Consider the following 13,274-nt stretch of genomic DNA (forward strand, 5'->3'; position numbering starts at 1 on the left):
CCGTCGGCAGGGCTCTCAGCCGCGGCTGTCGTGCACCGACTGACCCCAGTGCCGGCGGCCCTTCATGCGAAAAAAACTGTGACTTGGCGCAACCATTGAGATAATTGTTTGTTGGGTCGGATCGGGCCATGAGATCGGCCAAGTACCGATACGTGCATCGCGAGGAGTGCCATGCTCTGGAAGGGTCGTCGTCAAAGTGACAATGTCGAAGACCAACGCGGCCAGGGTGGCGGGTTCAACCTGCCGCGCGGTGGGCCCGGCCGGTTCCGCATCCCGGTCGGCGGCCGCTCCGGCGGCGGAATGTCGCTGTCGACCATCATCATTCTCGTGGTCCTCTATTTCGGGCTGAAGGCCTTCGGCATCGATCCGCTGCAGATCCTGGCCGGCGGCGATGGTGGCGTGGGGCCGGGCGGCGGTCAGATCACCGACAATAGCGGGGAGGGCACCGGTGCGCCGGCCTCCGACGAGATGAAGCAGTTCGTCTCGACGGTGCTGGCCGAGACCGAGGACACCTGGACCGGCATTTTCCAGGCCGAGGGCCTGACCTACGAAGACCCCAAACTGGTACTGTTCAGCGGTCAGATCCGCTCGGCCTGCGGCTTCGCCTCTTCCGCGGCCGGCCCGTTCTACTGCCCCGGCGACCGCAAGGTCTATCTCGACACGACCTTTTTCCAGCAGCTCGATCAGCAATTCGGCGCCTCGGGCGATTTCGCCCAGGCCTATGTGATCGCGCATGAGGTCGGCCATCATGTCCAGAACATCACCGGCATCCTGCCCAAGTTCAATCAGATGCGGCAGCAAATGGGCGAGGCCGAGGCCAACCACATGTCGGTGCAGGTCGAGCTTCAGGCCGATTGCTTCGCCGGCGTCTGGGCGCATTTCACCGGGCAGAAGGGAATCCTGGAGCAGGGCGACATGGACGAGGCGCTGAACGCCGCCCAGCAGATCGGCGACGACACGATGCAGAAGAAGATGCAGGGCTATGTCGTGCCGGAAAGCTTCAACCACGGCACCTCGCAGCAGCGGCAGACCTGGCTGGCGCGCGGCTACAGGAGCGGCAAGCTGTCGGACTGCGATACGTTCAACACTCCGATCTGAGGTGTTCGAACACTCCCGCTTAAGTTGCCACGCGCGGCGGCAGGGCACGTCAGCTGATGTCAGGATAGGACTGCCGAGTCCGTTCTCTTATTGTTCCGTAAGACGGGCTCGCCTATAACGAGCCCGCGCCTTTGCCCCAAGGCGGTCTGAGGAGCCGACGCCATCATGATAGACCCCAAAACCGCCAGGCGGGGCCTTGCGCTCGTTTTCACCACGCTGCTGCTCGATATCATCGGGTTCGGCATCATCATGCCGGTGCTGCCGGCCTATCTCAGGGAATTGACCGGCGTTGGCATCGGCGAGGCGGCGATCGAGGGGGGCTGGCTGTTCTTCGCCTATGCGGCGATGCAGTTCGTTTTCGCACCTGTCATCGGCGGGTTGAGCGACCGGTTCGGACGGCGGCCGATCCTGCTCGCCTCCGTCTTCACCTTTGCCATCGATAATCTGATCTGCGCTGTCGCATGGTCCTACCCGATGCTGTTTATCGGACGCGTGCTGGCCGGCATTTCCGGCGCCAGCTATTCAACGACTTCCGCTTTCATCGCCGACATCTCGACCGATGAGAACCGGGCGAAGAACTTCGGCCTGCTCGGCATCGCCTTCGGCGTCGGCTTCATCATCGGACCGGTTCTGGGCGGGCTGCTCGGCACGCTCGGGCCACGGGTACCGTTCTATTTCGCCGCCGCGCTTGCTTTCCTGAATTTCCTGATCGCCCTGTTTCTGCTGCCCGAAACGCTTGATAACAAGCACCGCCGCCGCTTCGAGTGGAAACGCGCGAACCCGGTCGGGACGCTCATCCAGATGCGCAACTACCAAGGCATTGGCTGGATCGGGCTTGTCTTCTTCATGATGACGCTTGGGCATATGATGTATCCGGCGGTGTGGTCGTTCGTCTCCAATTACCGCTATGGCTGGAACGAACAGCAGATCGGTTTCTCGCTCGGCGCCTTCGGTCTGTGCGGTGCGATCGTCATGGCGACGGTCCTGCCGCGCGTGATCCCCAAACTTGGCGAGTGGAAGACGGCGGTACTCGGTCTTGCATTCACGGCACTCAGCGCCTTCGGCTACGCCTTCGCGTCGCAAGGCTGGATGATCTATGCGGTGATCGTCGTCGGCTGTCTGGAAGCCTTGGCCGATCCGCCGCTCAGAAGTCTCGCCGCCGCCAAGGTGCCGCCTTCGGCGCAGGGCGAACTCCAGGGGGCGATGACCTCGATCTTCTCGATCACGTCGATCATCACGCCGCTGCTTTATACGGCGATCTTTTCCTGGTTCACCGGTCCGGGCGCGCCCGTGGTGTTCGGCGGGGCCCCTTATCTGCTCGGCGCGGTTTTTCTCACGCTGGCGCTCATCGTCTTCGTCACGAAAGTGGCCAAGCCGACGCCGAAGGAAGTCAAACGCATGCATGCGCAAGAAGCGGTGACCGACGGGGTTGATCTTCGTTAAGAGCGAAAAAGCATGAAGGCGGCTCGATTTCCGCCGTCGCCGCCAGTCAATCCGTTTTAACGCAATTGCGGGCGCAAAGCCGATACTCACTTTTCGTGGAAAATGCTCCAATGCATGTCGCCCAAAAGTGCGCCCAGCGGTTTGGGCAACGACATGCACAAAAAACAGGAACTTAAAGAGCGTCGCAGGAATCCCTTCAGACGCGACGCGCCTTAGGCGCGCTCCGCGAGCGCCGGCTCGCCGCGCTTTTCGCGGATGAGATTGACGAAGCGGCGGAACAGATAATGCGAATCCTGCGGGCCGGGTGAGGCTTCGGGATGATGCTGGACCGAGAAGACCGGCCTGCCGGTCAGAGCGATGCCGCAATTCGACCCGTCGAACAGCGAGACGTGGGTTGCTTCGACGCCGCTCGGCAACGAGTCGGCATCGACGGCAAAGCCGTGGTTCATCGAGACGATCTCGACCTTGCCGGTGGTGTGATCCTTGACCGGATGGTTGGCGCCGTGATGGCCCTGATGCATTTTTGCGGTCTTGCCGCCCAGCGCCAGCGCCAGCATCTGGTGGCCGAGGCAGATGCCGAAGACCGGGATGTCGGTCTTCAGCAGGTCCTGGATGACCGGAACGGCATAGTCGCCGGTGGCTTCCGGGTCGCCGGGACCGTTGGAGAGAAAGATGCCGTCGGGCCGCATGGCGAGGATCTGCTCGGCGCCGGTGTTGGCCGGCACCACGGTGACCTTGGCGCCGAGACCGGCAAGCAGGCGCAATATGTTGCGCTTGACGCCGTAGTCGATGGCGACGACGTGCATGGACGGATCGATCTGTTCGCCAAAGCCCTCGTCCCAGACCCAGGGCGTCTCACGCCAGACCGAGGACTGGCCGGAAGTAACGTCCTTGGCCAGGTCAAGCCCGATCAGGCCGGACCAGGCGGCGGCGCGGCGCTTCAGATCGTCGATGTCGAAGATGCCGTCGGGCGCGTGCGCGATGACGGCGTTGGGCATGCCTTTTTCACGGATCAGCGCGGTCAGTGCACGGGTGTCGATGCCCGAAAGCGCCACGATGCCGCGTTTCTTCAGCCATTGGTCGAGACCAGCTGCGGCGCGATAACTGGACGGATTGGTGACGTCGGCCTTGAACACGGCGCCGACGGCGCCGGCGCGCGCGACCGGGGTGAGATCCTCGATGTCCTCGTCATTGGTGCCGATATTGCCGATATGCGGAAAGGTGAAGGTGACGATCTGGCCGGCGTAGGACGGGTCGGTGAGGATTTCCTGATAGCCTGTCAGCGCGGTGTTGAAGCAAACCTCGGCGACGGCGGAGCCGGTGGCGCCAAGGCCGCGGCCCTCGATGACGGTGCCGTCGGCCAGCACCAGCAAGGCCGTCGGCTTCTCAGTGGCCCAAGGGGGGGTCGACGCGGCGGTCATCGTTGCCATGGCGGCACTCCTAAAAGGCTGCACCCTTCAATCGGTCCGGCGAACCATTCTGCGCAGCAAACCGCGCGCAGCGGCGATTTCGCAGCCAGCGCGCGCAACAAAAATTCAGTTCATGCAAGGCCCAGTACATAGGGGAAGGCGCCAAGGCGGTCAATGATGCCACGCCGTACGAGCCCTGGATTTATTTCGTCGAACAATATCAGCGGTTTGCCGGGCGACCTCGAATTTGCCATGGGGTTTCGGCGCGGCTATTGTCCGTCGCATTCGAAGGAGAAAGCATCATGCGGGGCAAAATCGCCGAATCCCTGAAGAGTGCGATGAAGGCGCAGGACAAGCGTCGGCTGCCGACCTTGCGGCTGATCCAGGCGGCCATTCACGATCGCGACATCGCCAATCGCGGCGCCGGCAAGGAGCCGGCCGCCGATGACGAGATTTTGCAGATCCTGGCCAAGATGGTGAAGCAGCGCGAGGAGTCGGCCAAGGCTTTCGACGACGGCAAACGGCCGGAGCTTGCCGCACAGGAGCGCGACGAGATGGCTATCATCCGAGACTTCCTGCCGACGCAACTGGGCCAGGCCGAGACCGAAACGGCGATCCGCGCCGCCATCGCCGAGACCGGCGCCAGCGGCGTCAAGGACATGGGCAGGGTGATGGCTGCACTCAAGGAGAAATACGCGGGCCAGATGGATTTCTCCAAGGCGAGCGGCATCGTCAAGGGACTGCTGCAGTAGGGATTTTCCCCGCGCTTGCGATGTTCATAAGGCTTCGACGAACGCGACCCCGGGGAGCCAGCCTGCCCGGATGTGGATGGTCCTTAAGCGCTCTTTGGTTTCTGAGAGCGGGTGGTGGTAGCTCGCCCCGACATGTTCAGTGCCACCGCGGCGCGAATGAGCGCCTTCAATGCCTCTTCATCGATCTTGTCACCCTCATGGATATCGATGGCGCGCCTGGTGTTGCCTTCGAGACTGGAGTTGAAGAGGCCTGAAGGGTCCTCCAGTGAGGCGCCCTTGGCGAAGGTCATCTTCACGACATTCTTGTACGTCTCACCGGTGCATATAATTCCGGCGTGCTCCCATACCGGAACCCCTCTCCACTTCCACTCCTCGATCACTTCGGGATCGGCCTGCTTGATGAGGGTTCGGACCCGAGCGAGCATCTCACCCCGCCAATCCCTCAGCTCGTTGATTCTCGCATCTATCAACTGAGAGGGAGTGTCTGCTCCTTCTCCTTCCTTCGAGCCGCTCGTCTTCATGGCTGTTGTCGCTTTGGTCATGATACTGGGTCCAAATGGCTTTGTGCGCGTCCGGCGCCTCACGACGGGATCGATGCGGCGAGCCGTTTGCCGTTCCGGCGCGAACGCCTGGCCTATTAGGCTTCGTGCCAATGCCGGGCAACAAACTCTCAACATCGAGGAGGAACCTTCGTCCCTCCAGACCCGTTTTGCAACGAGGATCATACGAAATTGGAGCCTCGATTTGTCGGCGCGTTTGTTGAACATTATCGGCGCCGCCACCAGCGCCGGCGCCTATTCGCCGGGGCAGGAACAAGCGCCCGCGGCCTTTCGGCGACATGGGCTCGCAGAGGCGCTCGCGAGCCGAGGCAGAACCATCAGGGATGATGGCGATGTTGCATCGTTCCGATGGCGACCGGATCCCTCGCAGCCGCAGACTATGAACCTAGAGGCCGTGCGCCACGCCTGTGACTTGGTCGCAAGCCACGTGGCGACGGCGATCGCAGCACAGGAGGACGTGCTTGTTTTAGGCGGCGATTGTACTGTGGAGCTGGGAACGGTCGCCGGAGCGAACGCGGCCGGTGCACGGATCGGGCTCGTCTACATGGATTTCGACGCCGATCTCAACACACCTGATACGAGCGACGGCGCCTTGGACTGGACTGGTGTCGCTCATCTGCTCGATATTCCCGGATGCGAGCCTTCGCTCGCCAGGCTCGGCCCAACCCGCCCGATGCTTGTGCCTCAGCAACTCCTCTATTTCGGCGTCGAGAACATCACTCCGCCCGAAGCTGCGGTGATCAGAGATAACGCGATTAAAGTTATATCGCGTGAGGAAGCTTTGAGTGATATCGAGGCAGCGACGGCGCGCGCGGCCGCCTGGGCGGCCCGCTTTGACCGTGTGCTTATTCACTTCGATGTCGATGCACTCTCCTTTGTCGATTTTCCGATTGCTGAGAATGTGCGCCGTTGCGACGGTCTCAAACTGGAGGACGCCGCCTTCGCGCTAAAGCAGTTGACCGCCCTGCCGCAATGGCGCGGCCTGACCATCACAGAAGTTAATCCGGCCCATGCGCCAGACGAGTCCGTCGCGTTCGCCGGCTTGAATGAGGTGCTTGCAGACGCCCTTGGGTAATTCGCGGCATCTCACATTCGTTCGCCGGGCAATTGGCTGGCTTGCTTCACCCAAGCGGCAAATTGAGCTTCGTCGAGCTGGTCCTCATAAACGTCGAGATAGCGCACTTGCTTGTGCTTGGACTTGCCGGGAGGAAGAGGACGCAGTGACGTGCCTCGGAAGAAGGTCACTTTGACGTAGCGGGAGAAGACATGGAACGACAGGAACCAGCCCTGGCCTTCGATGCCGTAAAATGGCGAGTTCCATTTGACTGCCTTGTGCACACCGGGGACAGTGCCCGCGATGATCGCGTCGAGACGGCGCCCGAGGTCGCTTTTCCAGCCCGGCATGGCCGCGATGTAGGCCTGCACGGGAGCGTCGCCTTCAGCCTTCGCGATCTGGGGGTTGCCGCCGGCGAGGAGTGCCGGTTTCGCGGCCTTGCCGGGCTGCGGCTCCGGCGTCGCCTTGCGGGGTTTGGTCGGTTTCGCAGCGACCCGCTCGGCGGCGGCCTTCGCCGACTTCTCGGATGTGTGGTCGGCCATTGTGTTCACTCCAGGTGGTAATCGATCATACTTGATTCTAGAAAGCCGCCCCTGAAGATCAATTTCGGAATCCTATTGATCTCCGCCAAACCAACAAGCGCAGAGGCAGAGGCTTTCTCTCCAAAAGGCGGACGTCGCGGAAAGCCTGCGCTACCGGATCGATTGTGGAGTCTGCCCGTCTATTCGGCTGCGGCCGGCAGCGGCGGCGTCGCACTGCTGCGCCACTCCTGGAGATGCGAGGCAAGCGCGACCGCCACGGCGACCAGCATGGCCATGGCGCCAACCACCGGCAGGCTGAGATAGCCATAACCGGCATTGAGCATAGCGGCACCGAGCGAGGCTGCCAGCGCGATGCCGACATTGAAGCCGGCCGGGATGAGCGATGAGGCGAGGTTGGAGGCATCCGCCGTCCACGTCAGGATACGGGTCTGGATCGGCGTGCCGATGGCGAAGCTGAGTCCGCCCCAGACAATGATCGCCACGACCATCGGCACCGGGTACGGGCTGACGGCGTAAATGACGGCAAGTGTCACCGCCTGCATGAAAAGCATGGTGATGAGCGAGGGCATCAGTTTCCAGTCGGCGAGCCGCCCGCCAAGAAAGACGCCGATCGTGGCGCCGACACCGTTGAGCAGGAGCACCCAGGGCACGAGGTCCTCATCGAGGCCGGTGATTTCAAGCAGCGTCGGCGTGATGTAGGTGAACAGGCCGAACTGGCCGATCATCAGCATCAGCATGAGGATCAGCGACGTCCAGACTTGCTGGCGTGCAAGCACGCGAACCTCGCTGCCAAAACTGACGGACTGGCGCGACGATCCCGTCTTGCGTGGGAGGAGGGCGGCCATGGCGGCGATGGAAACCACACCAAGCGCGCACATCACCCAGAACGTCGCACGCCACCCCCAGATGTTGCCGATCGCAGTGCCGGCCGGCACGCCGATGACATTGGAGACCGTGAGGCCCGACAGGATGAGCGCAACGGCCATTCCGCGCTGGTCGTGGCGGACCAGGCCGACCGCGACCACCATCGCGACGCCGAAATAGGCGCCGTGCGCCACGGCCACCGCAATCCGCAACAGCAACATGGACGCGAAGTCGGGTGCAAGTGCGCAAGCGGCCTGGCCGATGGTGAAGGCTGCGGCAAGGCCAAGCAGCAAGGCCTTGCGCGAAATCGTCTTGGTGGCGAGCGTCAATAGCGGTCCGCCGATTGCGATGCCGCCGGCGTAGCCGGAGACGAGGTAGCCGGCAGTTGGGATGGAGACGCCAAGGCCATCCGCCACCTGCGGCAGCACACCGGCGATGACGAACTCGGTGGTGCCGAATGCGAACGCAGCGATGAACAGGGCGATGAGGGGAAGCATGGCGCTGGAAGGCGATCCTTGAATGAGATGGCCTCAAATCACGAACGAGAGCGGCGAGCAATCCAGAAATTGTCGATGCCGGTTTAGGTTTTCTTGATCGGGCTGGCGCGACGTTTTTCCTTCTCCCTTTGTTGTGGGAGAAGGACAAGGCTCCGGGATCACCCGGCCTTCAACCGCGAGCCGGTGAGCAGGCCGCGTTCCTCTAGCACGGGATAAGCCATCGAGGCGAGCAGCGAGTTGATCTGCTTCAGGTCGCGGATGGTGTCGAGATGGATGGAACTGGTCTCGACGCTCTTGGCGGTGCCATCGCGCAGCCGCACGAAATGGCTGGCGCTGGTCTCCTTCTCGCGGTCGCGCAGCCGGTCCTTTTCGAGCACCAGCTGGCGGGCGGTCTCCGGATCGCGCGAGACCAGCACGTTGAAGGCAAGCCGTGCGTTGGCGAGCACCGAGGCGTGGAAGGCGCAAAGCTCGCGCCAGCCTTCGGGCGTGAACTCCAGCCCGCGCTCGAGCTTCTTCCTGACGTGCACCAGCATGTTGCGCACGATGATGTCGCCGACCTGCTCGAGCTTGACGCAGGCGCCGATCAGCTCCTGGCAGCGCAGCGCCTCGTCCTCGTTCAGCGGGTTCTTGGTGACCTTGGCCAGATAGAGCTTTATCGCTGCGTGCTTCTTGTCGACGCGGTCGTCGAGCGCGGCCAGCGCCTTGATCTTGTCGGCGTCGGCGCTCTCATAGAGCTCGATGATGCGCTTCAGCATGATCTCGACCGTCTCGCAGACCCGTACCACCTCACGGGTGGCGTTGGCCAGCGCCTGGCTCGGCACATCCAGCGCGCTGTCGTTGAGCGCGGACAGCTCGACGACGTCGAGCGCTTCGGCCGGCGCCGGCTTGGTGCCGAGCGCCACGATCTTTTCCGAAGCGCGGTAGACGAGGCCGGCCAGCGGCAGGCCGGCAACTAGGATCAGGATGTTGAACAAGATATGTGCGTTGACGATCTGGTCGGGCACGGTGGCGCCGAGAAAGGCGACCGGCGGCTTCAACCACAGGAACAGGATCAGCATGGCTAGAGAGCCCCATGCGCGCATCAGGAGATTGCCGATCGGTACGACACGCACGCCCGGCTCCGCATTGCGGGTGAGCAGCGGCGCGATGATCGACGAACCCAGATTGACGCCGAGCACCAGCACGATGCCGAGTTCGGGCGGGATGAAGCCACGGCCGGCGAGCGTCACCATCAGCAGCACCGCGGCGATCGAGGAATGAAACAGCCAGGTGACCAGCGCCGCCAGCAGATAGGCGGTGACCGGGTCGCCGGAGAAGTAATCGACGACGACCGGCATCAGCGTGCTCTGGCGCAGCGGCTCCGATGCCTGGCCGATCATCTCCAGCGACAATACCAGCAGGCCGATGCCGACCAGGATGCGGCCGAACTGGCGCCAGTCGCGCCGCTCGGTGGCCATGAACATGACGGTGCCGGCGACAAGACAGACCGGCACCAGCAGCGACAGGTCGAAGGTGAGCAACTTGACCACCAGTGCCGAGCCGATCTCGGCGCCGCGCACGGCAAGCTGGCCCGATATGCCGCTGACGATGCCGGCGCCGGCAAAGGAGCCGACCAGCAAGGTGACGGCGGTGGAGCTTTGCAGCGCGATCGCCAGGCCGCAGCCGGCCAGAACCGCCATGAAAGGATTGCGCATGGTCGCGCGCAGCTTGTGGCGCAGCACATCGCCATAGGCGCGCTCGACACCTGTCTTCACCAAGCGGATGGCAAACAGCATCAGCGCCACCGCGCCGGCAAGATGCAGCAAAACGACCGAACCGCTCATGTCATGCTCGCATTCCGACAGGCGACAGCGATACGGGCGCCGTGACGGCACAGAGGTAAAAGAGGGGGCGAATCAAGGACATTGCAAAGATCGATACTACTCCGATTACTTTTAGCCGGATAATAAATTTTGCCCAATTCGGCCGGCTGTTGGTGCGCGACAGGGTGTGTCGGAAATGGATGGATCGCAAAATGGTTGCATTGCCGGCCGGCTTCTGGATGGTCGCGCGGTCGAGTGCCGACGACCCCTTCAAATCCGGTTTGAGCTGAGTGTTGAATTGGCTATCTTAAATACATGAAATCATTACAAAAATGTAATCCGCGTGTTCAGTTTCGGTTCATTCTTCGGGCTCTATTGCTTGGGCATCGGCAACCAAAGGAGTACCCCCCGTGATGAAACGCATCATTCTTTCCGCAGTCGCCCTCTCTATGCTGGCTGCCACGTCCCTGCAGGGCCAGGCAGCGCCGCTGAACGCGCCGAATGCACCCCAGTCGAACTACAGCCAGGTCGACTGGAAGCCGGACAGGCACGTGAAGAAGCGCGTCGTGGTGAAGAAGAAAGTCGTCGTGAAGAGGAACCATTGGCGCAATGGCCAGAAATATTCCAGCTGGAAGCGCCACCAGCCAATCCGCGACTATCGCCACTACGGCCTGCGTCGTCCGAGCCGTGGCCAGGAATGGATCCGCGTCGGCAACGACTATCTCCTGGTCAGCGTCGTCTCCGGCATCATCTTCGGCGCGATCGCCGCGCACTGATCGTCCAAATGTCCACCGGCACTATGCCGGAATAGGAAGAAGGCGGCTCGCATCGGCCGCCTTCTTTTGCCCTGTGAAAACCGGGTATGGTTGTGCATTAGGAGTCGTCGGGTTTCGCCGGCGTGACTATATGGAGGCAAACGAGCCGTTCCCGATGCGCTTTCCCCCTGCCTTTCTCGACGAGATACGCGACCGCGTGCCGATTTCATCGGTGATCGGCCAGCGCGTGGCGTGGGATAGGAAGAAGACCAACGCGCCGCGCGGCGACTATTGGGCGTGCTGCCCTTTCCATGGCGAGAAGAGCCCGTCCTTCCATTGCGAGGACAAGAAGGGCCGCTATCATTGCTTCGGCTGCTCGGTTTCGGGCGACCACTTCAAGTTCCTCACCGAACTCGACGGGATGAGCTTTCCCGAAGCGGTCGAGAAGATCGCCGACATGGCCGGCGTGCCGATGCCGGTGCGCGATGCCCAGGAGGAACGGCGCGAAAAGGAACGCGCCAGCCTGACCGAAATCATGGAAATGGCGACTGCCTTCTTCCAGGAGCGGCTGCAGGGACCGGAAGGCGCAAAAGCCCGGGCCTATCTGCGCGACCGCGGGCTGACACCGGCGACGCAGCAGTCGTTCCGGCTCGGCTATGCGCCCGACAGCCGCAACGCGCTGAAGGAGCATCTTGCCGCCAAGGGCGTGCCCAAGGCTGATATCGAGGCATGCGGGCTGGTGCGCCACGGCGACGACGTCCCGGTCTCCTACGACTGGTTCCGCGACCGCATCATGTTCCCGATCCCGGATTCCAGAGGCAAGATAATCGCCTTTGGCGGGCGGGCGCTGGCCGCCGATGCGCTCGCCAAATACATGAATTCGCCCGACACCGAGCTCTTCCACAAGGGCAATGTGCTCTACAATTTCGCCCGTGCGCGCCAAGCGCTGGGAAAGGGGGCGCTGGCCAAGGGTGGCACGGTCATCGCCGTCGAGGGCTATATGGACGTGATCGCGCTGGCGCAGGCCGGTTTCGAGAATGTTGTGGCGCCGCTCGGCACCGCGCTGACCGAAAACCAGCTCGAACTCCTGTGGCGCATGGCCGGCGAGCCGGTGCTGTGCTTCGACGGCGACCAGGCCGGACTGAAGGCGGCATGGCGCGCCGCCGACATGGCGCTGCCGGCGGTTCAGGCAGGCCGCTCGGTGCGCTTTGCGCTTCTGCCAGAAGGCAAGGACCCCGACGATCTGGTCAAGGCCGACGGGCCGGACGCGTTTCGCGCAGTGCTTTCCGAGGCGCGGCCGCTCGCCGACCTTTTGTGGGTGCGCGAAACGGCCGGCGGCATCTTCGACACGCCGGAGCGGCGGGCGGAACTGGAAAAGACGCTGCGCGAACTGACCAGCCGCATTCGTGACGAGAGCTTGCGCTACCACTACCAACAGGAAATGCGCGAGCGGGTGCTAAGCTTTTTCGGCACCCAGCGCAGCGCGCTCCAAGGCTATCAAGGCGGGCGCCAAGATGCGCGGCCCGGTGGGCGCTTTCAGGGCAAGGGCTCCGCTCCCGGCGGACAGTTCGCACGCGGCGGCAATGCCGGCGGACGCACCGCGATCACCGAAAGCCTCGGCCGCTCGGCGCTTGTCAAGCGCGGCAGTGAGGGGATGTCGGTGCGCGAGGCGACGATCATCGCAGCTCTTGTCAATCATCCGGCGCTGATCGACGAGAATTTCGAACATGTCGAGTTCCTCGACCTCGCCAATACCGATCTGAAGCGGCTGCATGCGGCGATCCTCGATGCGATGGCGCATGACATGGCCAACGACCGCGACGCGGTGATCGCGACGATCCAACGGGCCGGCTGCGGCGAGATCTGGGCGCGCGTGGTGGCGCTGATCAAACGGGCTCGGCAGTGGCCGGCGCTGGAAACAGCCGGACTTGACGATGCCCGCGACGCCTTCAGCCAGGCGCTCCACTTGCAGCGCAGCGCGCGCACCTTACATAAGGAGCTGAAACAGGCGGAAGCGGCGCTCGCCAGCGATCCCACGGACGAAAACTACCGGCATCTCGTCGAGATCCAGGCGCAATTTCGTGATGTGCAAGCAACGGAAGCGCTGATCGACGGGTTCGGCGTGTCATCGGGCAGGGCCGGGCGGGTGTAGGTCGAAGCTTACGAAAGAGTGAAAGTGCAGAACCGTGCTTGCGCCTCGAATCAGCCGCGGCGCTTTAAGTCGGGTAATTGATTCGCTTTTTTCATGCGAATCATGCGAGAGGCGCTTGACCTTCTGGCAGAATGACGGAATCAGGACGATTCGAAACGTTAACCCGTACCGGCGTCGACGGGAAATGCAGCGATGTGAGGTACCGGTCACTGGACAGGCGGTCAGCCTGCCACAGATACCAGGGTTAATCTGGACTTAACGAGAGATGCAGTTACTGGCCCGGGGAAGCGCGTTCTAGAGCGAGCGCATCTGATTTAACCGGCACGGCAGCTTACGCGGCTTGATA

Annotated in this window: 11 protein-coding genes; 6 read left to right on the plus strand and 5 right to left on the minus strand. The window is 62.7% G+C overall.

What is annotated here, in order from left to right:
- The first annotated feature begins 171 nt into the window (after nt 1-171).
- Nucleotides 172-1,098, plus strand: coding sequence for a neutral zinc metallopeptidase (locus A9K68_RS11635; RefSeq protein ID WP_065012033.1), 927 nt, complete (start codon nt 172-174; stop codon nt 1,096-1,098).
- A 165-nt stretch (nt 1,099-1,263) separates the two neighbouring features.
- Complete coding sequence (locus tag A9K68_RS11640; RefSeq protein ID WP_065012034.1) at nt 1,264-2,541, plus strand: TCR/Tet family MFS transporter; 1,278 nt, start codon at nt 1,264-1,266, stop codon at nt 2,539-2,541.
- Between the two features lie 212 nt (nt 2,542-2,753).
- Here the strand turns inward: A9K68_RS11640 and carA are convergent, their stop codons facing one another.
- Complete coding sequence (carA, locus tag A9K68_RS11645; RefSeq protein ID WP_082982762.1) at nt 2,754-3,971, minus strand: glutamine-hydrolyzing carbamoyl-phosphate synthase small subunit; 1,218 nt, start codon at nt 3,969-3,971, stop codon at nt 2,754-2,756.
- Between the two features lie 281 nt (nt 3,972-4,252).
- Here carA and A9K68_RS11650 point away from each other — a divergent pair, with 281 nt between their 5' ends.
- Nucleotides 4,253-4,702, plus strand: a complete 450-nt coding sequence (locus A9K68_RS11650; RefSeq protein WP_065012075.1) for a GatB/YqeY domain-containing protein — start codon at nt 4,253-4,255, stop codon at nt 4,700-4,702.
- Nucleotides 4,703-4,785: 83 nt separating this feature from the next.
- Here A9K68_RS11650 and A9K68_RS11655 read toward each other — a convergent pair whose 3' ends face one another.
- The gene (locus A9K68_RS11655) at nt 4,786-5,244 is read right to left on the minus strand and encodes a DUF1801 domain-containing protein (RefSeq protein ID WP_065012035.1); all 459 of its coding nucleotides are present in this window, start codon (nt 5,242-5,244) and stop codon (nt 4,786-4,788) included.
- Between the two features lie 217 nt (nt 5,245-5,461).
- On the opposite strand from A9K68_RS11655, the gene A9K68_RS11660 reads away from it, so the two are divergent.
- Nucleotides 5,462-6,337: an arginase family protein gene (locus A9K68_RS11660; RefSeq protein ID WP_163603010.1), complete on the plus strand. Its 876-nt coding sequence runs from the start codon at nt 5,462-5,464 to the stop codon at nt 6,335-6,337.
- Nucleotides 6,338-6,348: 11 nt separating this feature from the next.
- Here A9K68_RS11660 and A9K68_RS11665 read toward each other — a convergent pair whose 3' ends face one another.
- The 3 genes from A9K68_RS11665 to A9K68_RS11675 all read right to left on the minus strand — a co-directional run bounded on the left by A9K68_RS11665 (nt 6,349) and on the right by A9K68_RS11675 (nt 10,042).
- Nucleotides 6,349-6,858, minus strand: coding sequence for a DUF1801 domain-containing protein (locus A9K68_RS11665; RefSeq protein WP_065012037.1), 510 nt, complete (start codon nt 6,856-6,858; stop codon nt 6,349-6,351).
- Between the two features lie 179 nt (nt 6,859-7,037).
- Nucleotides 7,038-8,219: an MFS transporter gene (locus A9K68_RS11670; protein ID WP_065009204.1), complete on the minus strand. Its 1,182-nt coding sequence runs from the start codon at nt 8,217-8,219 to the stop codon at nt 7,038-7,040.
- A 158-nt stretch (nt 8,220-8,377) separates the two neighbouring features.
- A complete protein-coding gene (locus A9K68_RS11675) occupies nt 8,378-10,042 on the minus strand; it encodes a Na/Pi cotransporter family protein (RefSeq protein WP_163603011.1) in 1,665 nt (554 codons plus the stop codon).
- A 392-nt stretch (nt 10,043-10,434) separates the two neighbouring features.
- Between A9K68_RS11675 and A9K68_RS11680 the strand changes: the two genes are divergently transcribed.
- Both A9K68_RS11680 and dnaG read left to right on the plus strand, forming a co-directional pair.
- On the plus strand, nt 10,435-10,797 hold the full coding sequence (locus A9K68_RS11680) for an RcnB family protein (RefSeq protein WP_065009206.1): 363 nt from the start codon (nt 10,435-10,437) through the stop codon (nt 10,795-10,797).
- 154 nt (nt 10,798-10,951) lie between these two features.
- Nucleotides 10,952-12,928, plus strand: a complete 1,977-nt coding sequence (gene dnaG, locus A9K68_RS11685) for a DNA primase (protein ID WP_065009267.1) — start codon at nt 10,952-10,954, stop codon at nt 12,926-12,928.
- Nucleotides 12,929-13,274: the final 346 nt, after the last annotated feature.

It is taken from the genome of Mesorhizobium sp. AA22 (assembly GCF_001672375.2).
Lineage (GTDB): Bacteria > Pseudomonadota > Alphaproteobacteria > Rhizobiales > Rhizobiaceae > Mesorhizobium > Mesorhizobium wenxiniae.